This window comes from Rathayibacter sp. PhB127 (assembly GCF_003751665.1).
Lineage (GTDB): Bacteria > Actinomycetota > Actinomycetes > Actinomycetales > Microbacteriaceae > Rathayibacter > Rathayibacter festucae.
Genome location: NZ_RKHW01000001.1, coordinates 257,324 through 278,978 on the forward strand (window position 1 = coordinate 257,324; position 21,655 = coordinate 278,978).

Here is a 21,655-nt window from a genome sequence, read left to right on the forward strand (position 1 = left end):
TCCGATCGGGAGCGGGAGTGTCGGGTGCGCCCCATGGTGCTCCTCCGCCGGGCTCGCGTCCATCGCCCCTCGACGGGGGTCGTCCCCAGCGGCAGTTCTCCGTCGAGTGTCCACAGACGGGGCGACACGACCGGCCGTCGCGCCGCCTCGGGCATAGCCTCGGGGGATGGAGAAGTCGACGCCCTCAGCCGTGCCCGGGAACGACCCGGAGCAGGACGAGACGATCGACCCGCAGGACGAGACGAGCGCTGAGCCGGACGAGACGGGCGAGCCGGACGAGCCGGCCGGGCACGACGAGAAGATCGACCGCCACGCCCTGAGCGACACCGGCCAGTACCAGACCGGCATGGCGCTGCGGCTGCCCCGGCAGAAGCCCGAGTTCGACGTCGAGGCGCCGATCCTGTCCCGCGTCGAGGCGCTGGTGCGCCGCTGGCTGGTGCGCAGCCGGGCGTTCCCGGTCGACCCCGCGGCGCAGCGCCTCGCCGGCGTCCTGCAGGACCCGAACGGCCTCGACTTCACGGTCGGCTTCGTCGACGGCGTCGCCCGCCCGGAGGACCCGGTGGTCGCGGCCGAGAACCTCGCCGCGCTGACGGCGAAGACCCCCGCGTTCCTCCCCTCCTACCTGCGCGCCGCGGTCGCGACCGGCGGCGCCGTCGGCCCGGTGCTGCCGTGGGTCGTCGTCCCGGCGGCCCGCCAGGTGCTGCGCAGGATGGTGGGCCACCTCGTCGTCGACGCCTCCGACGCCCGGCTCGGCTCGGCGATCCGCCGGCTGCGCGAGGGCGGCGACCGCCTCAACCTGAACCTGCTCGGCGAGGCCGTGCTGGGCGAGCGCGAGGCCGACCGGCGCCTCGAGGGCACCCGGCGGCTGCTTGAGCGCGACGACGTCGACTACGTGAGCATCAAGGTCTCGAGCATCGCCAGCCAGCTCTCGATGTGGGCGTTCGACGAGGCCGTCGACCGCGTCGTGCAGCGGCTGACCCCGCTCTACCAGTTCGCCGCGGCGAGCCCGGAGCCGAAGTTCATCAACCTCGACATGGAGGAGTACAAGGACCTCGACCTCACGGTCGCGGTGTTCCGCCGCCTCCTCGAGCAGCCCGGGATGCAGCAGCTCGAGGCCGGGATCGTCCTGCAGGCGTACCTTCCCGACGCGCTCGGCGTGCTGGTGTCGCTGACGGAGTGGGCGACCGAGCGCCGGCGGCTCGGCGGCGCGCCGATCAAGGTCCGCGTCGTCAAGGGCGCGAACCTCGCTATGGAGCGGGTGGACGCCGCGATCCACGACTGGCCGCTCGCGACGGTGGGCAGCAAGGCCGAGGCCGACACGAACTACAAGCGGCTCCTCGACTACGCGCTGCAGCCCGAGCGGACGGACGCGGTCCGGATCGGCGTGGCCGGTCACAACCTCTTCGACATCGCCTGGGCCTGGATCACCGCCAACGAGCGCGGCGTCGCCGACGCGGTCGACATCGAGATGCTGCTCGGCATGGCGACCGGTCAGGCGCGCGCCGTCCGCGAGGACGTCGGCCGGCTCCTGCTCTACACGCCGGTCGTGCACCCGCGCGAGTTCGACGTCGCGATCTCGTACCTGATCCGCCGCCTGGAGGAGAACTCCAGCCCGGAGAACTTCCTCTCGGCCGTCTTCGAGCTCGAGGACGAGAGCGTGCTGCAGCGCGAGCTCGGCCGCTTCCGCGCCTCGCTCGAGGCGCTGGACGACACGGTGCCGACCCCGAACCGCACCCAGGACCGTCTGCGTGAGTGGTCGTCCGGCTCCGGCCTCCGCCTCGTGCGCGAGCACGCCGGCGCCGGCGCGCGCGTGCAGGACCCCGCCGCCGAGGGTCTCACCGAGGCGGTGCTGGGGCTGCGCCGCGGCTCCGGGGCGACCGCGGCGACCAGCGCCTTCCGCAACGAGCCCGACACCGACCCGGCGCTCCCGGGCAACCGCCGCTGGGCCCGGCTGATCACCGACCGCATCGCGCGATCGACCATCGGCACCCTCGCGGCCGACCGCGCCCGGATCACCGACGCGGCGGAGCTGCAGGAGCTGCTGCGCCGGGTCGCACTCCGGGCGGAGCGCTGGGGCGAGCGCCTCGGCTACGACCGCGCCGCGATCCTCGACCGCGCGGGCCTCGCCCTCGCCGCCAACCGCGACCGGCTGATCGAGGTGATGGCCTCCGAGACCGGCAAGACGGTCGCCGAGGCCGACCCCGAGGTGTCCGAGGCGATCGACTTCGCCCACTACTACGCCACCCGCGCCCGCGAGCTGGACGCCGTCGGCGGCGCCACCTTCGTGCCCGAGCGGGTCACCGTGGTCGCGCCGCCGTGGAACTTCCCGGTCGCGATCCCGGCCGGCTCGATCCTCGCGGCGCTCGCCGCGGGCTCCGGAGTCGTCGTCAAGCCGGCCCCGCAGGCCCGGCGCTCGGCCGCGGTGCTCGTGGAGGCGCTCTGGGACGCCGGGATCCCGCAGGACCTCGTCGCGCTCGTCGACCTCGACGAGGAGACGCTCGGTCGCGCCCTGATCACCGATCCGCTGGTCGACCGGGTGCTGCTCACCGGCTCCTACGAGACGGCGAAGCTCTTCCGCTCCTGGCGACCCGACCTGCCGCTGCTCGCCGAGACCAGCGGCAAGAACGCGATCGTCGTCACCCCGCACGCGGACTACGACCTGGCCGTCGCCGACATCGTGCGGAGCGCGTTCGGGCACGCCGGGCAGAAGTGCTCGGCCGCCTCGCTCGTGATCCTCGTCGGCTCGGTCGCCCGCTCGAAGCGGTTCCGCGCGCAGCTGGTCGACGCCGTGACGTCCCTCCGGGTCGGCTGGCCGAGCGACCCGGCCGCCGCGATGGGGCCGCTGATCGAGAAGCCGACCGGCAAGCTCGCGCACGCGCTGACCACCCTCGGCGCGGGGGAGTCCTGGCTCGTCGAGCCGAGGCGCCTCGACGACACCGGGCGGCTGTGGTCGCCGGGCGTGCGCGAGGGCGTGACCGAGGACAGCTACGCCCACCTGACCGAGTTCTTCGGCCCGGTGCTCGGCATCATGCACGCCGCGACCCTCGAGGACGCGATCCGCCTGCAGAACGCCACCGACTACGGCCTCACCGCCGGGCTGCACTCGCTGCACTCGGACGAGCTCGCGCTCTGGCTCGATTCGGTCGAGGCCGGCAACCTGTACGTCAACCGCGGCATCACCGGGGCGATCGTCCGCCGCCAGCCGTTCGGCGGCTGGAAGCGCTCCTCCGTCGGCGGCGGGGCCAAGGCCGGCGGGCCGAACCACCTGATCGGGCTCGGCTCCTGGAAGCCCTCGCCGGCCCGCCCGTCGACGACCCTGCACCTCCGGGGCCTGGACGACCGCGCCCGGCAGTTCATCGAGGCCGCGCAGTCCTCGCTGCAGTTCGAGCAGTTCGACCTGCTGCGCCGTTCGGCGCTCTCGGACCAGCTCGCCTGGGCGACCGAGTTCGGCGTCGTCTCCGACATCTCGAAGGTCGGCGTCGAGCGCAATCTGTTCCGCTACCTCCGGGTGCCGGTCGCCGTACGGCTGGCCGACGGCGGCGACCTCGGCGAGCTCCTCCGCGTCATCGCCGCGGCGCTGCTCGTGCGGGCGCGCCTGGACGTGTCGACGTCGATCCCGCTGCCGCCCAAGGTCGCCGGGATGCTCGCCGGCGACGAGCTGCTCGAGATGGCGGGCCTGGCGCCGAAGGTGGTCGTGGAGTCGGACGCGCAGTGGCTCGCCCGCGCCGCGGCCGGCCGGATCACCGCCTCGCGGATCCGGATCGTCGGCGACATCGTCTCGGACCGGGTCGACGAGTTCGGCGGACCCCAGGGCGGCACCGCGCCGTCGCTCGGCCCGGACTCCTCGATCGAGGCGCTGCAGAGCGTCCGCGACTCCACCCGCTCCTTCACCGACGTGGTGAGCGGCATGACCCGCGGCAGCACCGGCAAGCCCGTCCCGCTCGTGCGCGCGGACGGCTCGCGGGTGCCGCTGTCGACGGCGCTCGCCGAGGCGCTCGGCGGCTCGCCCGACGTCGCGATCTACGCCGACCCCGTCACTCCGGCCGGCCGGGTGGAGCTGCTGCCCTTCCTCCGGGAGCAGTCGATCTCGATCACCAACCACCGCTTCGGAGCGGCGATCGATCTGTCCGACGACGTCGTCTGAGCTTGATTCCGAGCCGCCCCCTGTGCGGCTCGGCGCGGTCGGCTCGCGAGGGGGGCGCGTTCCAGGGAGCGGGGTGCGTCCGGCTTCGTGGATTCGCTGGCACGCGAATCCGCGGATCGCCTCGTGAGTGGGCGCCGATCTCGGAGGCGGGACGTCGCACAGTCCTTCTCGCTTGCTTACTTGTCGCGGCAACAAAGCGGTAGGGTGGGGGGATGGATGACGGGGGAGCGGCGGATGCGGCGGGCACGCGCTGGCTCACGCAGGAGCAGCTGGCGGCGTGGCTGCGGTTCGTCGCGGTGGTCGAACTGCTGCCCGGCGCGCTCGACACCCAGCTGCAGCGCGACGCGGGGCTGACGCACTTCGAGTACATGACGCTCGCGATGCTGTCGGAGGCGCCCGACCGGGCCCTGCGCATGACGACGCTCGCCGCCCGCACGAACGCCACTCTCCCGCGGCTCTCGCACGTCGTGACGCGCCTCGTCGCCCGCGGCTACCTCGAGCGCCGGCCGTGCCCCACCGACGGGCGCGCGACCAACGCCGTGCTCACGGAGGCCGGGCTGCAGAAGATCGTCGACACCGCCCCGGGTCACGTCGCGACGGTGCTCGCCGACGTCATCGACCCGCTCGACGCGGAGCAGATCCCGCAGCTCGCCGACATCATGACGCGGATGCTCACCCGCCTCGATCCGGAGGGCCGGATGACCGTCGACGCCGTACGCTCGGCTCTCGGCGATCCCGGTCAGCAGGACGGCGAGGACCCGGCCGACCGCGACTGCTGAGCCCCCGGCGGGCGAGGGCGTCTGGCGGGTGGAACGGCCGCGTGCCATCCTCGTCCCGTGCGCTACACGACGACGCTCTTCCAGGTGGGCAACAACACCGGCATCGAGGTGCCGCCCGAGGTGCTCGACGCGCTCGGCGGCGGCAAGCGGCCCGCGGTGAGCGTCGTCGTCAACGGCTACGCCTTCCAAGGCACGGTCGGTGCGATGGGCGGCCGCGCGCTGATCTCGTTCTCGGCGGAGAAGCGCGCCGCGTCGGGGCTGGCCGGCGGGGACGCCATCGAGGTCGACCTCGAGCTCGACTCCGCCCCGCGCACGGTCGCCGTGCCGGAGGACCTCGCCGCCGCGCTCGACGCGGCCGGGGCCACCGCCGCCTTCGACGCCCTCTCGCCGAGTGCGCGGAAGGCCCACGTCACCGCCGTCGAGGGCGCCAAGGCCGCCGAGACGCGCGCCCGCCGCGTCGCCGCGGTCGTCGCGAAGCTCGGAGCCTGACGCGCACCATGCTGGTCGAGTAGCCCCGGAGGGGCGTATCGAGACCAGCCGTCCTCAGCAGGGCGGGTCTGCGGACTCGACTTCTGACGCCGGCGGATCTCGATACGCCCGCTGCGCGGGCTACTCGATCAGCATGACGGCGGAGGGGCGGGGTATCCGCCCCCGGAGTAGTCACAGCGGCTGACGCGCGCTCCGTCACGCGGTCGATAGGCTGCCGATCGGCGCGCCACGGGGGAGCGCCGCAGGGCGCACGGGCGCCGGAGTCGGGGGACAGACATGGGTGCGGTTCGACGATGGGTGTTCCCGATCCTCTGGCTGGTGGTCATCGGGGCCGTCGCGGTCGCGCTGGTCAAGATCGCGTTCTTCCCGGACGGGTCCGCCGAGGCCGACCCGACCGTCCCCACCGGTGAGCTGACCGAGCCGACCGTCGTCGTCGGCCGCGGCACCGTCACCAACGACCTCACGCTGCAGGGCACCGTCGCCGCCGACCCGGCCGTGCCGGTGAAGGCGACCGCCGTCGGCACCGTCGACGACGTCTACATCACCCAGGGCGCGACCGTCGCCTCGGGCGACCTGATCTACGACATCCGCGTCGAGACCGTGCGAGATCCCGTCGAGACCACCGGCGCCGACGGCCTCGTCACCGTCACCCAGCCGCCGCCCTCCGTCCGCTTCGAGCGCGTCTACGCGCCGGCCGCCGGCGTGCTCAGCGCCCTCGGTGTCATCCACGACCAGGCCGTCGCGGTCGGCGAGGTCACCGGTCAGGTCGCCCCGCCGACCTACGCCGTCACCGGCTCGATCGACGCCGAGCAGCTCTACCGGATCCAGAACCGGCCGACCGAGGCGCAGATCGCGGTCACCGGCGGGCCGGCCGCCTTCACCTGCACCGGACTCACCATCACCACCCCGCTCGCCGGCGAGGGCGAGACGCCCGCGGGCGAGACCGGCGGCACCGGCGCGACCGGCGGCTCCGGCACCAGCTTCCGCTGCCAGGTCCCGGGCGAGGTGACCGTGTTCCCCGGTCTCGCCGCCACGGTCACCCTCGCGGGCGGCCTGGCCGAGAACGTGCTCGTCGTGCCGACCACCGCCGTCGAGGGCACCGCCGAGTCGGGCGTCGTCTACCGCCTCGCCGAGGACGGCTCGACCGAGGAGGTCCCGGTCACCCTCGGCCTCACCGACGGGATCAGCGTCGAGGTCACCGGCGGCGTGGACGAGGGCGCGGAGATCCTGCAGTTCGTGCCGGGCGCCGCCGCGAGCGAGGGCGAGCAGCTCGAGGGGAACTGCGTGACCAACGCCGACGGCTCGGTGTACTGCTCGTGACGGACGGGCTCGTGACCGACGGCAAGCGCACGATCCTGCGACTCGAGGGGATCCGCAAGGTCGTCCCCCTGCCCGACGCACTGCCGCTGACCATCCTCGACGGCGTCGACCTGGAGGTCGGCGAGGGCGACCACGTCTCGGTCGTCGGCCGCAGCGGCTCCGGCAAGTCGACGCTCCTGAACATCCTCGGCCTGATCGACGAGCCGACCGAGGGGCGGATGCTGCTCGAGGGGAAGCCCACCGAGACGCTCTCCTCGCGGGCCCGCGCACGGATCCGCGGCGGCAGCATCGGCTTCATCTTCCAGCAGTTCAATCTGCTCGAGGGCCGCACGGCCCGCGAGAACGTGATGACGCCGCTGCTCTACGCGACCGGCACCGAGTTCTGGCGGCGGGCGTCGCTGGCCGCCGAGATGCTGGAGCGGGTCGGGCTGGGGCACCGGGTCGACTCGATGCCCGGCCGGATGTCCGGCGGCGAGCAGCAGCGGATCGCCATCGCGCGCGCGCTGGTGCGCCGTCCGCGGCTGATCCTCGCCGACGAGCCGACCGGCGCGCTCGACACCGACACCGGGGAGAGCGTGATGAGCCTGCTCGACGAGATCGCCCAGGAGTCCGGCTCGGCCCTGGTCACCATCACCCACGATCCCGCGATCGCGGCCCGGGCGGAGCGGCACTACCGGCTCGATCACGGCAGGCTCAGCGCCTCGACGTCCGCGACCGCCGCTCCCGCGACGAGCTCGGGGCGGCACTGATGGGCGGCCTCACCGGCGTCGTCGGCGCGATCGTCGAGGCGTGGACCGAGCTGCGGATCCACCGCGGCCGCGTGCTGCTCTCGCTGATCGGCGTGGCGGTGGCCGTCGCGGCGCTCACCGGCGTCGTCGCCGCGGGCGGGATCGCCCGGCAGGCGAACATCGAGGTCTCGGAGCGCAGCGGCGGCCGGCCCGCGAGCCTGTACATCAGCGCCTACACGACCGGCCCCGAGGGCGTCGTCGACCCGGTCGTGATGCAGAACGCCTGGGAGAAGGTGCTCGAGCGCTACCGCATCGAGTACGCGAGCCGCACGACGTACGGCGGCACCCGCGTCCAGTTCACCGACGGCGCGGTCGACGTCGGGATCACCGCGGTCGACCAGCCCTACGCGGAGATGCACCGGGTGGAGCTGACGAGCGGCAGCTGGTTCGCCGAGGGCGACGAGCGGCGGCTCGCTCCCGCGCTGGTGGTCAACGAGGTCTTCTGGGACCGCCTCGGGCGCCCGGACCTGCGGACGCACCCGACCGCGACCCTCCTCGGCGGCGAGCACGACACGACCGCGGTCGTGATCGGGGTGACGCCCTCGAACCAGTACGACACCACTCCGAGCGCGATGATGCTCGTCGACGCCTACTCGGCCGTCGCGCCCGAGGCGGACCCCGCGTTCGGCGGGCCGCAGCTGCCGAACTACGAGATGTGGGTGCCGCTCGAGATCGCGGACCCGCTGATCGAGGCGGTCAAGCGCGACGTCACCGCGGCGCTCGGCCCGGGCTTCGAGGCCGACGTCTACCGGCAGGACTACCTCAGCTACGACTCCGACCCGTTCGCGGTGCTCACCTGGGTGATCGGCGGCGTCGCCGGCCTCGTGCTGGCGCTCGGCGCGCTCGGGCTGCTCAACATCGCCCTCGTCACCGTGCGGCAGCGGATCCGCGAGATCGGCATCCGGCGCAGCTTCGGCGCCTCCTCGGGGCGGATCTTCTTCTCGATCATGATGGAGAGCGTCGTCGCGACGGTCGTCGCGGGCGTGGTCGGCGTCACGATCGCGGTGATCCTGGTGACGAATCCGTGGACCGTCGCGTTCGTCAAGGAGAACGGGATCAGCGACATCCCGCCGTTCCCGGTCGAGGCGGCGCTGCTGGGGCTCGGGGCGGCGACGCTCGTGGGAGCGCTGGCCGGGCTCGTGCCCGCGATCGTGGCGGTCCGGGTGAAGGTGATCGACGCGATCCGCTACTGAGCGCCGGATGCGCGTGCCGGCTCAGGGCAGGGTGAGCACCAGCTCGTCGCCGTCGCGCTCGACGCCCGCGTCGGCGTAGTGCGGGATCCGCGGGAGCCCGCGGGTGGTCTCGGACTCGTGCGCGCCGACGACGACGACGCGCATGCCGGCGGCGAGTCCCGAGAGGATCCCGGCCTCGGCGTCCTCGAAGACGATCGCGTCGGCCGGGTCCACCCCGAGGAGTCCGGCGGCGGCGAGGTAACCGTCGGGGGCGGGCTTGCCGTGCACGACGTCGTCGGCGGTGACGACGGCCGCGGGGGAGGGGACGCCGGCGGCGGCGAGCCGGCCGGCGGCCAGGGCGGGGCTCGCCGAGGTGACCAGCGCGACGCGGTCGCGGGGGAGCGCGGCGAGGAAGGCGACGGCGCCGGGGATCTCGACCGTCCCCTCGGTGTGCTCGAGCTCGTAGGCGTTCAGCTCGTCGACGATCCCGGCGACGTCGCTGCCCGCGGGGGCGAAGCGGCGGACGCTGTCCTCCGCGCGGACCCCGTGCACGGCGCCGAGGATCAGGTCGGCGTCGAGCTCGAAGCGCTCGGCGAAGGAGCGCCAGATCGTCTCCACCACCGCGGTGGAGTCGACGAGGGTGCCGTCCATGTCGAAGAGCAGGGCGCGGGCGCGGAGGAGGTGCGGCATCCGTCCATCCTGGCGGAGGCGGCCGCACGGCGTCCGCTCAGGCGCGGCAGAGGTCGTGGCAAGGCCGCGTCCAGGTGCGACCGGGGATCGCGGCGATACGCTCGTCTCCGATGGCGGGCAGAGCGCCCGAAGGGGAGCGGAGGACGCGATGACGGACGACCAGGGCGGCAACGAGCACGGCGACGACCGGAACGGCGAGCAGGAGCGGGGCGCTGCCTCGGCCTCCGGACCGCGCGCCGGCTGGTACCCGGATCCCGCGGGCTCACCGCGCCAGCGCTGGTGGGACGGCCAGGGCTGGACCGACTCGCTGCGCGACGCCCCCGCCGCGGCTCCCGCCGCCCCGACCCCTCCCGCCGCGCCGACCGCTCCCGCTGCGCAGAGCGCGCCGCAGCCTCCCGCGGCGCCGCAGCCGCCGATCGTGCCGCCCGTCTCCGGGCCCGCCTACGGCGAGACCTCGAGCGGCCAGGCCACGAGCTACGGCCAGTCGGCGTCCGGTCAGTCGGCTCCGGAGCGCGAGATCCCGCAGCAGCCGCGGTACGGCGAGCAGACGCCGCAGCAGCCGTACGCTCAGCAGCCGCAGTACAGCCAGCAGCCGCCGCAGGAGTACAGCCAGCAGTACCCGCAGCAGTACGGCCAGCAGCCCGGCCAGCAGCCGGCCTACGCCGGCCGCCCCGCGCCGCAGCCGCGCGACCCGAGCATCGTCACCAGCACCCCGTGGATCTGGGTCGTCGTGCTCCTGCCGCTGCTGTCGGCGCTGTCGATCTTCCTGCTCTCACCGGGCGCCATCGCCGACTCGGCGGTCTCGTCGACCTACGGCCCGCGCGCCTCGATGGGGATGTCGACCGCCTACCTCGTCGGGCTCGGCGCCGTGCAGGTCGTCGGCTTCCTGATCTACGCGGCCGAGGTCGTCTTCGCGTTCCTCGACTACCGGCAGCTGAAGAAGGCCGGCGTGCAGCGCCCGTTCCACTGGGCCTGGGCGTTCCTCGCCGCTCCGTACGTCTACGTGATCGGGCGCAGCGTCGTCGTGAAGCGCGTGACCGGCGGCGGACTGCTCCCGCTGTGGATCTTCCTCGGCGTGGTGGCGGTCTCCTTCATCATCGCGATCGGCTGGACCGCCGCGCTGTTCTCGGAGATGATGCAGACGTTCCCGAGCTCGGGACTCTGATCCTTCGCGGGACTCTCGCCCGCTGAGATCCGCGAGACCGGGGGAGGCCCACTGTGATCAACGGCGACGTGTCGTTCTGGTGGGCCTCCCTCGGTCGTTCCGCGCCCCGTCCGGCGCTGCCCGGCCCGCTCGACGTCGACGTCTGCATCGTCGGCGCCGGGTACACCGGCCTGTGGACGGCCTACTCGCTCGCGAAGGCCGACCCGTCGCTGCGGATCGCGATCCTCGAGCAGCGCTTCGCCGGCTTCGGCGCCTCCGGTCGCAACGGCGGCTGGCTGACGAACGAGATCACCGGCGGAGTCGCCTCCTACGCACGGACGCACGGGAGCGAGGCGGTCGACCGCTTCCAGCTCGCGATGAACGAGACGGTCGACGAGGTGATCACGGCCGCGGCGGCCGAGGGGATCGACGCCGACATCGTCAAGGGCGGCGAGTTCCAGGTGGCGCGCGGCGAGGCGCAGCGGGCCCGGCTGCTGGCCACCGCGGCGGCGGCCCGGGCCCGCGCGCACACCGACGTCGAGCTGCTCGACGCGCGGGAGACGACCGCGCGGATCGCGGTCAGCGGCGCGTCGGCCGGCCTCTGGCATCCGCACTGCGCGCGCCTGCACCCCGCGAAGCTCGCGGCCGGGCTCGCCCGCACGGTCGAGGCGCTCGGCGTGCGGATCTTCGAGGACACCCGGGTGGAGGAGATCCGCCCCGGCGCGGCCGTCACACCCCGCGGGCTCGTCCGCGCGCCGATCGTGCTGCGCGCGACCGAGGGCTTCACCGCCGGGCTCTCCGGGCACCACCGCGAGTGGCTGCCGATGAACTCGTCGCTGATCGCGACCGAGCCGCTCGCGCCCGAGGTCTGGGACGAGATCGGCTGGGCCGGCCGCGAGACGCTCGGCGACGCGGCGCACGCCTACATGTACGCGCAGCGCACGGCCGACGACCGGATCGCGATCGGCGGGCGGGGCGTGCCCTATCGCTTCGGCTCCAGGATCGACCGCGACGGGGCGACCGATCCGCGCACGGTCGGCCGGCTGCGGGAGATCCTCGAGCGGTTCTTCCCGGTGCTGCGCGGCGTCGGGATCGGGCACGTCTGGTCCGGCGTGCTCGGTGTCCCGCGCGACTGGCACGCGACCGTCGGCCTCGACCGCGTCACCGGCCTCGGCTGGGCGGGCGGCTTCGTCGGCACCGGGGTCACGGCGACCAACCTCGCCGGGCGCACCCTCCGCGACCTCGTGCTCGGCGAGAGCACGCCGCTCACCGAGCTGCCGTGGGTGGGCCACCGGGTGCGGCCGTGGGAGCCGGAGCCGCTGCGCTGGCTGGCGGTCACGTCGCTCTACCGCGCCTACGGCCTGGCCGACGCGTCCGAGGCGCGGGGCCGGGCGACGACGTCACCGCTGGCGACGATCGCCGACGTGGTCGCGGGCCGCTCGCACTGAGGCGGGAGCGCTCTTGCTAGGCCTCGCCGCGCTGGATCAGGCGGGAGAGCACGATCGCGGAGCGGGTGTGGTCGACGTTCGGCGCGATGCGCACCTTCTCGAGGGCGAGCTCGAGGCTCGGGATGTCGCGCGAGCGGATGTGCACGATCGCGTCGGCCGAGCCGGTGACCGTGCCCGCGTCGACGACCTCGGGCACGGCCGAGAGGATGCGGCGCAGCTCGTCGGGGGCGACCGTGCCGCGGCAGAACAGCTCGACGTAGGCCTCGGTGGCCATGCCGTCGACGGCCGGGTCGACCTTGATCGTGAAGCCGCGGATCACGCCGTCGGCCACCAGCCGATCGACCCGGCGCTTCACGGCGGACGCGGACAGACCCACGACACCGCCGATGTCGCCGTAGCCCGCGCGGGCGTTCTGGCGCAGCAGATCGAGGATCTTCCGATCGATGTTGTCCATGCGTCGAGCCTAGGGGCGGGGTCGGAGCCTGGCCGGGCACCCGCGGGATCACGGCGGGTCCGCACCTGATCACGGTGGGTCTGGATACGCCCTGCGGGCTCCTCGACCAGCGTGAAAGGCGCGCCTCCGGAGCGGTTCAGCGCTTCATGCTGATCGAGTAGCCCGCATCGCGGGCGTATCGAGATCCACCACCGTCAGAACGGCGGCGGTGTGTCGACGAAGCGCGGTCGGCGCGGTGGGTCCGGCGGCCGCCCCGGCAGCGGGGGCGGCCGGTTGACGACGCGCCGTCCGGTCGGGGTCGTCCAGACGATCGTCCCGTCGTCGTCCTTCGTGTACCTCCATCGGTCGCCGTGTCGGAGGTGATGGTGCGCCGTGCACAGTGAGACGAGGTTCTCGAGCGAGGTCTCGCCGCCGTTGCGCCACTCGATCGTGTGGTCCGCTTCGCTGCGGGCGGAGGTGCGCAGGCAGCCCGCGAAGCGGCAGGTCTGATCCCGCAGCTGCACGTGCAGCCGCATGCGGGACGGAGGGACGCGTCGGGTCCGGCCGACGGAGACGACGGCACCGGTGTCCCGATCGGTCAGGACGCGGGTGAAGGAGGCCGCCGTCCGGATGAGCTCCCGTGCGACATTGGCGGGAACAGGGCCGTAGCCGTCGAGCTCCGCGGGTTCGTCGTCGAGGTCGACGGCCGTGGACGCCGCGAGCGTCAGCCGCACCTCCGCCCGGACACCGGGAACGAACGTCGGGTCAGGCCGGTCCTCGGCGTCGGGAGTGGTGCCGATGATGTCGCCGTCGCAGAGCAGATCCACGGCGACGTCCGCGCGAAGCTGCGAGAGCGTGCGCACATCCCCGGCATCACGCAGAGAACGCGCCATCCGGTCCGCGCGTTCGTAGGCGCCCATCACGGCCGGGGCCGGGCCGTAGACGCAGAAGGTCGCCATCCCGTCCACGTCCGGGGTGACCCACACGGCGCGGTCCGCTCGGGCGCGGGCGTGACGCGCGGCGAGCGACTCTTCGTGCAGCTCTTCCCGCCAGCGGCGCAGAGCGCGGCGCAGCTGCGTGAGCGTCATCGACGGTGCCGCTTCTGCGACGCGCTCATCGAGGGCCGCGCGGGAGGACTCGGGCAGGCTGCCCGCGGTGGCGCAGATCGCCTCCCCCTCCTCCCAGTGAAGGCGCGCCTGTGCGAGGAGGGCGCGGGTGAGCGGCAGGTGCTCGAAGAGCAGGTGCGCGTTCTCGAGGCGCCGGGCGATCACCTGCTCCGGCAGGCCCTCGGCGACGGCGAGCTCTGCGCGGATGGAGCGCTCGACGAGATCGCGGGTCTCGCCGGGGGTCGCGCCGCGGGCGAAGGCGTCGGGGTGGGCGAGGGCGGTGCGGTGGAAGTCGTAGAGGTACCGGGCCTCGGCGAGACGCGGCTGGGCTGCGGCGCGGGCGTTCGCGGCGGCGCGGTCGCTGAGCACGCGCAGGTGCTTCAGCACCTCTTCCGTTGATCCGAACTCCGTCATACGAGTATTGAAGCGGGGACCACCGACACCGGGGCATGGTTGCGAGCGGCTCGGGGACAGTGCGGAAGGATCGGAGGTTGTGGAGGAGGCTCGCTCCCGGGTGTCCGACGACGGTGGGTCTCGATACGCCGCCGGAGGCGGCTACTCGACCAGCATGCAGGGGCAGCCGAGGGCAGCTGGTCGACCAGCATGAAGGGCGGCCCAGGGCAGCTGGTCGACCGGCACGGAGGGGGCGCCTAGGGAGAGGGTCAGCGCTCCATGCTGATCGAGTAGGCCGCGGAGCGGGCGTATCGAGATCCACCCGCGTCAGCAGGACGAGTCCGCAGACCCGCCCTGCTGATGACGGTCGGTCTCGATACGCCCCTGCGGGGCTGCCCGGCCAGCACGACTCGGCGCGGGGGAGGGAAGGGTAGCCTTGCCTTCTGCCGAGCGAGGAGAGGGAGGCGCCGCATGCCCGCCTTCCTCGACGAGCTGGGGTTCGTGGAGCTGCTCGCAGCGCTGTTCGTCATCGTGCTGGTGCGGGCGCAGGCGACGTACTGGCTCGCGCGGGCGGTCGTCACCGGGGCGGCCTCGCGGCGGTGGGGGCGGTGGCTGGAGTCCCCGGCGCTGACGCGCGCGTCGGCACTGCTCGCTCGCTACGGCGCTCCCGCGGTCACCGTGAGCTTCCTCACCGTCGGACTCCAGACGATGATCAACGCCGCGGCCGGAGCGGCCCGGATGCGCTTCGGCGTCTACCTGCTCGCGATGCTGCCGGGCTGCGCGGCCTGGGCACTGATCTACGCGACCGTCGGCTTCGCCGTGCTCTGGGCGGTGATCGGCGCCGCGGCCGGCTCGCCGCTGGGCGTCGCGGTCCTCGTCGCGCTCGCGGCCGCGATCGTGGCGGCGGTCCTGCTGCTGCGCCGACGCGGCATCGCCCGCTGAGAGCCCCCCGCGCACGAGCACGGGCCGAGCACTGGCGGAAACACCTCGCTCGGCTATATAGTTGCACTCGGTCAATAGTTGACCGCCGTCAACTAGTACCGCCGCATCGCCACCGGTGCCGCACCGTGAACAAGGAGCCGTATGTCCCGCGCAGAGCGCACGCGCACTCGAGAAGAGCGCACCACCCCCACCGGCCCCGACGGGGCCATGTCGCACCGCCAGGTGCTCGAATCCCTCAGCGGACTGCTGCTGGGCATGTTCGTCTCGATCCTCGCGGGCACGGTCGTGTCGACCTCGCTGCCGCTGATCATCTCCGACCTCAAGGGCGACCAGAACGCCTACACCTGGGTCGTCACCGCGACGCTGCTCGCGACCACCGTCTCCACCCCGCTCTGGGGCAAGTTCGCCGACCTCTTCAACCGCAAGCTGCTGATCCAGCTCGCGCTCGCGATCTTCGTGATCGGCTCGGCCGCGGCCGGCTTCTCGCAGGACACGAACATGCTCATCGTGTTCCGCGTCTTCCAAGGCCTCGGCGCCGGCGGACTCGCCGCGCTGAGCCAGATCATCATGGCCGACATCATCAGCCCCCGGGAGCGCGGCAAGTACGCCGGCCTCTTCGGCGGCGTGATGGCCATCGGCACCGTCGGCGGCCCGCTGCTCGGCGGCGTCGTCACCGACGCGTTCGGCTGGCGCTGGAACTTCTTCATCGCGCTGCCCGTCGCGATCATCGCGATCATCCTGCTCCAGGTGACGCTGCGCCTCCCCGCGCACCCCAAGCGCACCGTCAAGATCGACTACCTCGGCGCGGTCCTCATCGCCGGCGGCGTCTCGCTGCTGCTGATCTGGGTCTCGCTGGCCGGCAAGAACTTCGAGTGGGCCTCGTGGGAGACCGCGGTCATGGTCGGCGGCTCCGTCGTGCTGCTGGTCGCCGCGGTGATCACCGAGCTCACCGTCGCCGAGCCGATCATCCCGATGGGGATGTTCAAGAACCGCACCTTCAGCCTCGCCGTCGTGGCGAGCATCTCGGTCGGCGTCTCGATGTTCGGCGTCGCGGTCTTCCTCGCGCAGTACATGCAGCTCTCGCGCGGTGCCACGCCGACCCAGTCGGGTCTGCTGACGATCCCGATGATGGCCGGACTGCTGATCGCGTCCACCATCTTCGGCGGGATCATCTCGCGCACCGGCAAGTGGAAGGCGATCATGGTGACCGGCGGCGTGCTCGCGGTCGTCGGCACCTTCCTGCTCAGCACCCTGCGCTACGACACGAACCTCGTGCTGGTGGGCGTCTTCATGGCGATCCTCGGCGCGGGCCTGGGCATGCTGATGCAGAACCTGGTGCTCGTCGTGCAGAACTCGATCGACATCAAGAACCTCGGCGTCGCGACCAGCGCGGTCACCTTCTTCCGCAGCCTCGGCGGCACCGTGGGCGTCTCGGTGCTGGGCTCGATGCTCGGCACGGTGATCGCCGACCACATCAAGACCGGCATCGCCGGCCTCGCGCCGGCCGACCAGGCGATCGCCGCCCAGGCGCTCGGCAGCGGCACGATCCCGCAGGTCAACACGCTCCCGGACGCCGTGCGCGTCGTGGTCGAGAGCGCCTACGGCATCGGCGTCGGCGACGTCTTCCTCTACAGCATCCCGCTCGCCGTCATCACGCTGATCGCGGTCCTGCTGCTGCCGAACGCGCCGCTCGGCACGATGAACGCCGTGCAGCGCAAGACGGAGCCCTCGGGCGTCGTCGCCGGCGCGGAGGACGCGCTGATCGCCGCTTCCGACGGCCAGGCCGCGCTGCGTCCGGTCGGGCAGAGCGTCCGGAGCGACAACGCGGTGCACGCGGAGGAGCGTGCCCACGTCGACCGCGTCGCTGTCGACCGCGCTCACGACGACAGCGCACACGGCCGCCACGCCGCGCCCGTCGCCCACGCCCGGCACGCCGCCACCGGCGCGATCGACGTGGCCGAGCGCCCCTGATGACCGCCGCACCGGCCGTCCCGACCCTCGCCCCGGCGAGCGCGCTGCTCCAGGTCGAGGAGCAGATCACCGCGCTCGCCGTGCAGGTCCGGACGGCCGTGCGCGACGCGGCGGCGAGCATCGACCCCGGCCTGCCGCCGTTCGGGCTGCGGCTGCTCAGGATGCTGGAGCGCTGCGGTCCCGTGCACTCGAGCGTCGCGGCTGAGCGCCTCGGCGTCGACCGCAGCGTGATCAGCCGGCAGATCCGCCAGCTCTGCGCGCTGGAGCTGGTGGAGACCGCCGCCGATCCGGCCGACGGCCGCGCCCGCTTCCTCACGCTGACCGCGGCCGGCCGCGAGCGGATGGGCGACCTGGGCGGTCAGCAGCGCCAGCGGATGCAGGAGGCCCTGAGCAGCTGGCCCGAGGCCGACCTGCTCGCCTTCGCCGGCTACCTCGAGCGGCTCACGACCGCGGACTGACCGCGGTCGGCCCGTCGGCGGGCGCCCCCACCAGCGCCGCCACGTGCACGACGAAGGCGCGGCGGCGCTCGCGGGTCTCGTCGCCCCCGCGCTGCGCGAACGGCGTCAGATGCCAGATCTCGCAGAGCCCGAGCAGGGCGATGAAGAGGTCCTCCGCCGACCAGCTCGCGTCGACGATCCCGGCCTGCTGCCACTCGAGCACGCGGGCCTCCGGCGCGGGACGGCTGCCGAGGCGCTCGCCGGCCTCCTCCCAGACGCCGCCGCCCTCGAGGCGCGCCCAGGTGAGCAGGCGGAGGAACTCGGGGCGGTCCCAGACGTGGTCGAACATCCGGCCGGCGAGGTCCGGCAGGTCGGCCGCCTCGGCGAGCAGCGTCGCGTCGAGCGCCTCCAGCGCGCCGACCACGGTCGCGACGAACAGACCGCGCTTGCCGCCGTAGTAGGCGTAGAGGCGCTCCTTGTTCAGGCCGGCCGCGGCGGCGACGCGGTCGACGCGGGCACCTGCGAAGCCGTGCTCGGCGAACTCGGCCGTCGCGGCGCGGAGGATGCGCTCGCGGGCGGGGACCACCGCGTCGTGGTCGATCTTCTTCTCGCTCACGCTTACACCTCCGGGCGCTCGAACTGTACACTCGTCGATGCCCAACCAACCAGTTGGGGTGGTTCAGCCCCAGAGACGCGGCTCGGATCCGGACCCGCCGGTCCCGCTCCCTCCGCTTCGAAAGGCTCCGCCATGCCCGCGCCCTCCTCCACCCGCCGCTGGTGGGTCCTCGTGATCCTCGCGATGACCCAGCTCGTCGTCGTCCTCGACGGCACGATCGTCACCATCGCCCTGCCCGCCGCGCAGGCCGACCTCGGCCTCACCGACGTCGAGCGCCAGTGGGTCGTCACCGCCTACGCGCTCGCCTTCGGCGCGCTCCTCCTGCTCGGCGGCCGCATCGCCGACTACACCGGCCGCAAGCGCACCTACCTGATCGGCATGGTCGGCTTCGGCGCGGCCTCGGCCTGGGGCGGCGTCGCCTCCTCCGGCACCGAGCTGATCGCCGCCCGCGGTCTGCAGGGCGCCTTCGCCGCGCTGCTCGCCCCGGCCGCCCTCGCGCTGCTCACCGTCTCCTTCCCCGGCGGGCGCGAGCGCAACACCGCCTTCGCCGTCTTCGGCGCGGTCGCCGGAGCGGGCGCCGCGGTCGGCCTCGTCCTCGGCGGTCTGCTCACCGAGTTCGCCGACTGGCGCTGGTGCCTCCTGGTGAACGTCCCCGTCGTGCTGATCGGCGTCGTCGCCGGCGCCCTGCTGGTGACCGAGAGCCGCGCCGAGGGCCGCAACCGCTTCGACATCGCCGGCACGATCACCGTCGCGCTCGGCCTCGCGAGCCTCGTCTACGGCTTCACGCTCGCCGAGCAGGGCTGGCTCCGCGTCGACACCCTCGGCTTCCTCCTCGCCGGCGTCCTGCTGCTCGCGGTCTTCGTCCGCATCCAGGCGCGCTCCGACCACCCGCTGCTGCCGCTGCGCATCGTCACCGACCGCATCCGCGGCGGCGCGTTCCTGATCCAGGCGATCGTCGGCAGCGTCATGATCGGCTCGACCCTCTACCTCACGCTGCACCTGCAGCTCGTGCTCGGCCTCGCACCGCTCGAGGCCGGCCTCGCCAACCTCCCGATGACCGTCACGATCATGATCGTCGCGGGCATCGCCACCAAGCTGCTGCCGACCGTCGGCCCGCGCCTGCTGATGATCGTCGGTCCGCTGATCGCGGCCGCCGGCCTGCTCTACCTCAGCCGCATCACCGCGGACGGCTCCTACCTCGTGCAGGTCCTGCCCGGCCTGATCCTGCTCGGCGTCGGCATGGCGATGATCTTCGTGCCGGTGCAGAACGTGGCGCTGACCGGGATCGCAGGCCACGACGCCGGTGCCGCGGGAGCGACCGCGAACGCCGCGATGCAGATCGGCGGCTCGATCGGCCTCTCCGTCTTCACCACGATCTACGCCGGAGTGGCGGGGGAGCAGTCGTCGCCGGTCGCCTTCGTCGACGGCTACTCCGCGGTGTTCGTCGCCGCGGCCGTCGGCCTGGTGCTCGCCGCGGTCATCGCGTTCACGATGATCCGGATCAAGAAGGAGCAGTTCCTCGCGCAGGCTCCGCGGGAGGCCGTCGCGCACCTCGGCTGACCCCCCCCCCGGCCGAGCCGCTCGGCTGATTAGGCTGGAGAGGACATGCGCGCCCTCACCGACCAGCAGATCCGCGACTCCTTCGTGAACGCCTCACGCAAGGAGGTCGCGGATCTCTCGCTCCCCGCCGGCTTCGACGACCTCGACTGGGAGTCGTTCGACCATCTCGGCTGGCGCGACAAGAAGATCGGCCGCCGCGCCTACGTCGTCGTGCCGCTCGAGGACCGACTCGTCGGCGTCCTGCTCCGCCAGGCCGACGCGAACCCGCGCTCGCGGGCGCAGTGCTCCTGGTGCCGCGACATCCGCCTGCCCAACGACGTGGTGTTCTTCGGCGCGAAGAAGGCCGGCCCGGCCGGGCGCGCGGGCGACACCCTCGGCACGCTGGTCTGCGCGGACTTCCAGTGCTCGGCCAACGTCCGCACCCGGCCCTCGGTCGCCTACGTCGGCTTCGACGTCGAGGCGGCGAAGGCCGAGCGGATCGCGACGCTGCGCGTGAAGACGACCGGCTTCGTCCGCGAGGTGCTCGGCGAGGGCTGAGCCGCGGCCCTCAGCGGCGCGCCCTCAGCGCCGCGTCGACGCGCGGACGTGCATCCGCTCGCCCTGGCGCCCGAACAGGCTGAGGAACTCGACCTGCTGCTCGTCGGCCCGGCCGAACCAGTGCGGCACCCGGGTGTCGAACTCGGCGGCCTCGCCCGCGGGCAGGACGATGTCGTGCTCGCCCAGGCGGAGCCGGAGCCGGCCGCTCAGCACGTAGAGCCACTCGAAGCCCTCGTGGGTGCGCTGCTGCTCCGGCGCGGGGATCGGACCGGCGGGGATCGTGGTCTTGAAGGCCTGCAGGGCGCCCGCGTCGCGGCTGAGCGGCTGGATCCGCATCCCGTGCCGGGTGAACGGCCGGCCGTGCACGCGCGGGTCCTCGGGCGCGGCGCCGACCAGCTCGTCGAGCGGCGTGCCGAGCGCGCGGGCGATCGGGAGCAGCAGCTCGAGCGTCGCGCGCCGTCCGCCGCTCTCCAGCCGGGAGAGGGTGCTCGCGGAGATGCCGGTCTCCGCGGCGAGCGAGGCGATCGTGCGGTCGCGGCGGAGGCGGAGGCGCTTCAGCCGCGGTCCGACGGCGGCGACGATCTCGTCGTCGGAGGGAGTGTCGGAGGGGGTGTCGTGCTCGGAGTGCTCGGGCATGCCCCGATCCTGGCACGCGGGGTCCGCGGTCGTGCCGGAACGGCACAGATCCTCGACGGACCGCCGCCGCCACCGGATGCTCGGGACATGACCGCTTCAGACCTCCCCGACGTCCTCATCGCCGGCGCCTCCTTCGCTGGACTCGCCGCCGCCACCGCCCTCGGCCGCAGCCTCCGCGACGTGCTCGTCGTCGACGGCGGGCCGCCCCGCAACGCGCCCTCGCCCGGCGCTCACAACGTGCTCACCCGCGACGGCACCGCGCCCGTGGAGCTCGCCCGCCTCGCCCGGATCGAGGCCGAGGGCTACGGAGCGCGCGTCGTCCCGGGTCGGATCGTCAGCGCCTCGGCCGCCGACGGCGGCGTCACGGCCACCCTCGCCGACGGCACCGTGCTCCGCGCCCGCCGCCTGCTGCTCGCCAGCGGCTCCACCGACCGTCTGCCCGTGATCCCGGGGCTCGCCGAGCGCTGGGGCCGCGACGTGCTGCACTGCCCCTACTGCCACGGGTTCGAGGTGCGCGGGCGCCGGATCGCGGTGCTCGGCAGCGGCTTCTCCGGCCACCAGGCGCAGATGTTCCGCCGGCTCAGCGACTCGGTGTCGATCCTCACGAACGGCGTCTTCCAGCCCGGGGAGGAGGAGGCCGAAGGGCTCGCCGCCCGCGGCATCGAGCTGATCGACGGCGCCGTCACCGAGGTCCTCGTCGAGGACGACCGCCTGGTCGGCCTCGTCGTCGACGGCCGCCGGCTCGAGCTCGACGCGCTGGTCGTCGGCCCGCGCGTCGAGGGGAACCTGCCGGACGGCCTCGGCCTCGAGCTCGTCGACCACCCCTCCGGCGCCGCCCGGCACCTCACCGTCGACCCGATGGGCCGCACCACCGCGCCGCGGGTGTTCGCCGCCGGCTCGCTGGTGGAGCCGATGTCGCAGGTGATGGCGGCCGCCGCCGACGGCCTCCGGGTCGCCGCCGCCATCAACTACGACCTCATCGAGGAGGAGATCGCCGCCGCGGTCCGCGCCACGAGGGGCTGACCGGCGCTCGGGGTCGTCGGCCGGTGA

At 73.5% G+C, this 21,655-nt stretch carries 19 protein-coding genes; 14 read left to right on the top strand and 5 right to left on the bottom strand.

Annotation, left to right across the window (positions count from 1 at the left end):
• The first annotated feature begins 346 nt into the window (after nucleotides 1–346).
• The 6 genes from EDF22_RS01300 (at nucleotide 347) to EDF22_RS01325 (ending at nucleotide 8,713) form a co-directional block, all read left to right on the top strand.
• Nucleotides 347–4,144: a bifunctional proline dehydrogenase/L-glutamate gamma-semialdehyde dehydrogenase gene (locus EDF22_RS01300; protein ID WP_123704602.1), complete on the top strand. Its 3,798-nt coding sequence runs from the start codon at nucleotides 347–349 to the stop codon at nucleotides 4,142–4,144.
• Between the two features lie 212 nt (nucleotides 4,145–4,356).
• Entirely contained in the window at nucleotides 4,357–4,923 is a 567-nt protein-coding gene (locus EDF22_RS01305; RefSeq protein WP_123701823.1) for a MarR family winged helix-turn-helix transcriptional regulator, read from the top strand.
• Between the two features lie 57 nt (nucleotides 4,924–4,980).
• Nucleotides 4,981–5,412 carry a DUF1905 domain-containing protein gene (locus tag EDF22_RS01310; protein WP_123701826.1) on the top strand — a complete coding sequence of 144 codons (432 nt, stop codon included), beginning with the start codon at nucleotides 4,981–4,983 and terminating at the stop codon, nucleotides 5,410–5,412.
• A gap of 297 nt (nucleotides 5,413–5,709) precedes the next feature.
• On the top strand, nucleotides 5,710–6,732 hold the full coding sequence (locus tag EDF22_RS01315) for an efflux RND transporter periplasmic adaptor subunit (protein ID WP_123701828.1): 1,023 nt from the start codon (nucleotides 5,710–5,712) through the stop codon (nucleotides 6,730–6,732).
• Nucleotides 6,729–7,481, top strand: coding sequence for an ABC transporter ATP-binding protein (locus tag EDF22_RS01320; protein WP_260302155.1), 753 nt, complete (start codon nucleotides 6,729–6,731; stop codon nucleotides 7,479–7,481). Before EDF22_RS01315 ends, EDF22_RS01320 begins: the two co-directional genes overlap by 4 nt.
• Nucleotides 7,481–8,713 (top strand): ABC transporter permease, encoded by a 1,233-nt coding sequence (locus EDF22_RS01325; RefSeq protein WP_123701830.1) that lies wholly within the window; start codon nucleotides 7,481–7,483, stop codon nucleotides 8,711–8,713. Before EDF22_RS01320 ends, EDF22_RS01325 begins: the two co-directional genes overlap by 1 nt.
• Nucleotides 8,714–8,734: 21 nt before the next feature.
• Here EDF22_RS01325 and EDF22_RS01330 read toward each other — a convergent pair whose 3' ends face one another.
• Nucleotides 8,735–9,382, bottom strand: a complete 648-nt coding sequence (locus EDF22_RS01330; protein WP_123701832.1) for an HAD-IA family hydrolase — start codon at nucleotides 9,380–9,382, stop codon at nucleotides 8,735–8,737.
• Between the two features lie 148 nt (nucleotides 9,383–9,530).
• Between EDF22_RS01330 and EDF22_RS01335 the strand changes: the two genes are divergently transcribed.
• Together EDF22_RS01335 and EDF22_RS01340 are read left to right on the top strand one after the other, a co-directional pair.
• Nucleotides 9,531–10,547 carry a DUF2510 domain-containing protein gene (locus tag EDF22_RS01335; RefSeq protein WP_185038654.1) on the top strand — a complete coding sequence of 339 codons (1,017 nt, stop codon included), beginning with the start codon at nucleotides 9,531–9,533 and terminating at the stop codon, nucleotides 10,545–10,547.
• Nucleotides 10,548–10,600: 53 nt separating this feature from the next.
• A complete protein-coding gene (locus EDF22_RS01340; protein ID WP_123701836.1) occupies nucleotides 10,601–11,974 on the top strand; it encodes an FAD-binding oxidoreductase in 1,374 nt (457 codons plus the stop codon).
• 16 nt (nucleotides 11,975–11,990) lie between these two features.
• Here the strand turns inward: EDF22_RS01340 and EDF22_RS01345 are convergent, their stop codons facing one another.
• Together EDF22_RS01345 and EDF22_RS20365 are read right to left on the bottom strand one after the other, a co-directional pair.
• Nucleotides 11,991–12,428, bottom strand: a complete 438-nt coding sequence (locus tag EDF22_RS01345) for an Lrp/AsnC family transcriptional regulator (protein WP_055786568.1) — start codon at nucleotides 12,426–12,428, stop codon at nucleotides 11,991–11,993.
• A gap of 194 nt (nucleotides 12,429–12,622) precedes the next feature.
• Entirely contained in the window at nucleotides 12,623–13,927 is a 1,305-nt protein-coding gene (locus EDF22_RS20365) for an HNH endonuclease signature motif containing protein (protein WP_148059076.1), read from the bottom strand.
• A gap of 450 nt (nucleotides 13,928–14,377) precedes the next feature.
• Between EDF22_RS20365 and EDF22_RS01360 the strand changes: the two genes are divergently transcribed.
• The 3 genes from EDF22_RS01360 to EDF22_RS01370 all read left to right on the top strand — a co-directional run bounded on the left by EDF22_RS01360 (nucleotide 14,378) and on the right by EDF22_RS01370 (nucleotide 17,277).
• Nucleotides 14,378–14,848, top strand: a complete 471-nt coding sequence (locus tag EDF22_RS01360) for a DedA family protein (protein ID WP_123701841.1) — start codon at nucleotides 14,378–14,380, stop codon at nucleotides 14,846–14,848.
• A gap of 207 nt (nucleotides 14,849–15,055) precedes the next feature.
• Complete coding sequence (locus EDF22_RS01365; protein WP_123701843.1) at nucleotides 15,056–16,819, top strand: MDR family MFS transporter; 1,764 nt, start codon at nucleotides 15,056–15,058, stop codon at nucleotides 16,817–16,819.
• A complete protein-coding gene (locus tag EDF22_RS01370) occupies nucleotides 16,819–17,277 on the top strand; it encodes a MarR family winged helix-turn-helix transcriptional regulator (RefSeq protein ID WP_123701845.1) in 459 nt (152 codons plus the stop codon). The genes EDF22_RS01365 and EDF22_RS01370 overlap by 1 nt, the downstream gene beginning before the upstream one ends.
• Here EDF22_RS01370 and EDF22_RS01375 read toward each other — a convergent pair.
• Nucleotides 17,261–17,872 carry a TetR family transcriptional regulator gene (locus EDF22_RS01375; RefSeq protein ID WP_185038656.1) on the bottom strand — a complete coding sequence of 204 codons (612 nt, stop codon included), beginning with the start codon at nucleotides 17,870–17,872 and terminating at the stop codon, nucleotides 17,261–17,263. The genes EDF22_RS01370 and EDF22_RS01375 overlap by 17 nt on opposite strands.
• A 132-nt stretch (nucleotides 17,873–18,004) precedes the next feature.
• Here EDF22_RS01375 and EDF22_RS01380 point away from each other — a divergent pair, with 132 nt between their 5' ends.
• Both EDF22_RS01380 and EDF22_RS01385 read left to right on the top strand, forming a co-directional pair.
• Nucleotides 18,005–19,432, top strand: coding sequence for an MFS transporter (locus EDF22_RS01380; protein ID WP_123701849.1), 1,428 nt, complete (start codon nucleotides 18,005–18,007; stop codon nucleotides 19,430–19,432).
• 45 nt (nucleotides 19,433–19,477) lie between these two features.
• Nucleotides 19,478–19,969 carry an FBP domain-containing protein gene (locus EDF22_RS01385; protein WP_123701851.1) on the top strand — a complete coding sequence of 164 codons (492 nt, stop codon included), beginning with the start codon at nucleotides 19,478–19,480 and terminating at the stop codon, nucleotides 19,967–19,969.
• Between the two features lie 24 nt (nucleotides 19,970–19,993).
• Here EDF22_RS01385 and EDF22_RS01390 read toward each other — a convergent pair whose 3' ends face one another.
• Nucleotides 19,994–20,605 (bottom strand): helix-turn-helix domain-containing protein, encoded by a 612-nt coding sequence (locus EDF22_RS01390; RefSeq protein ID WP_123701853.1) that lies wholly within the window; start codon nucleotides 20,603–20,605, stop codon nucleotides 19,994–19,996.
• Between the two features lie 87 nt (nucleotides 20,606–20,692).
• Here EDF22_RS01390 and EDF22_RS01395 point away from each other — a divergent pair, with 87 nt between their 5' ends.
• Entirely contained in the window at nucleotides 20,693–21,628 is a 936-nt protein-coding gene (locus tag EDF22_RS01395; RefSeq protein ID WP_123701855.1) for an NAD(P)/FAD-dependent oxidoreductase, read from the top strand.
• Nucleotides 21,629–21,655 lie beyond the last annotated feature (27 nt).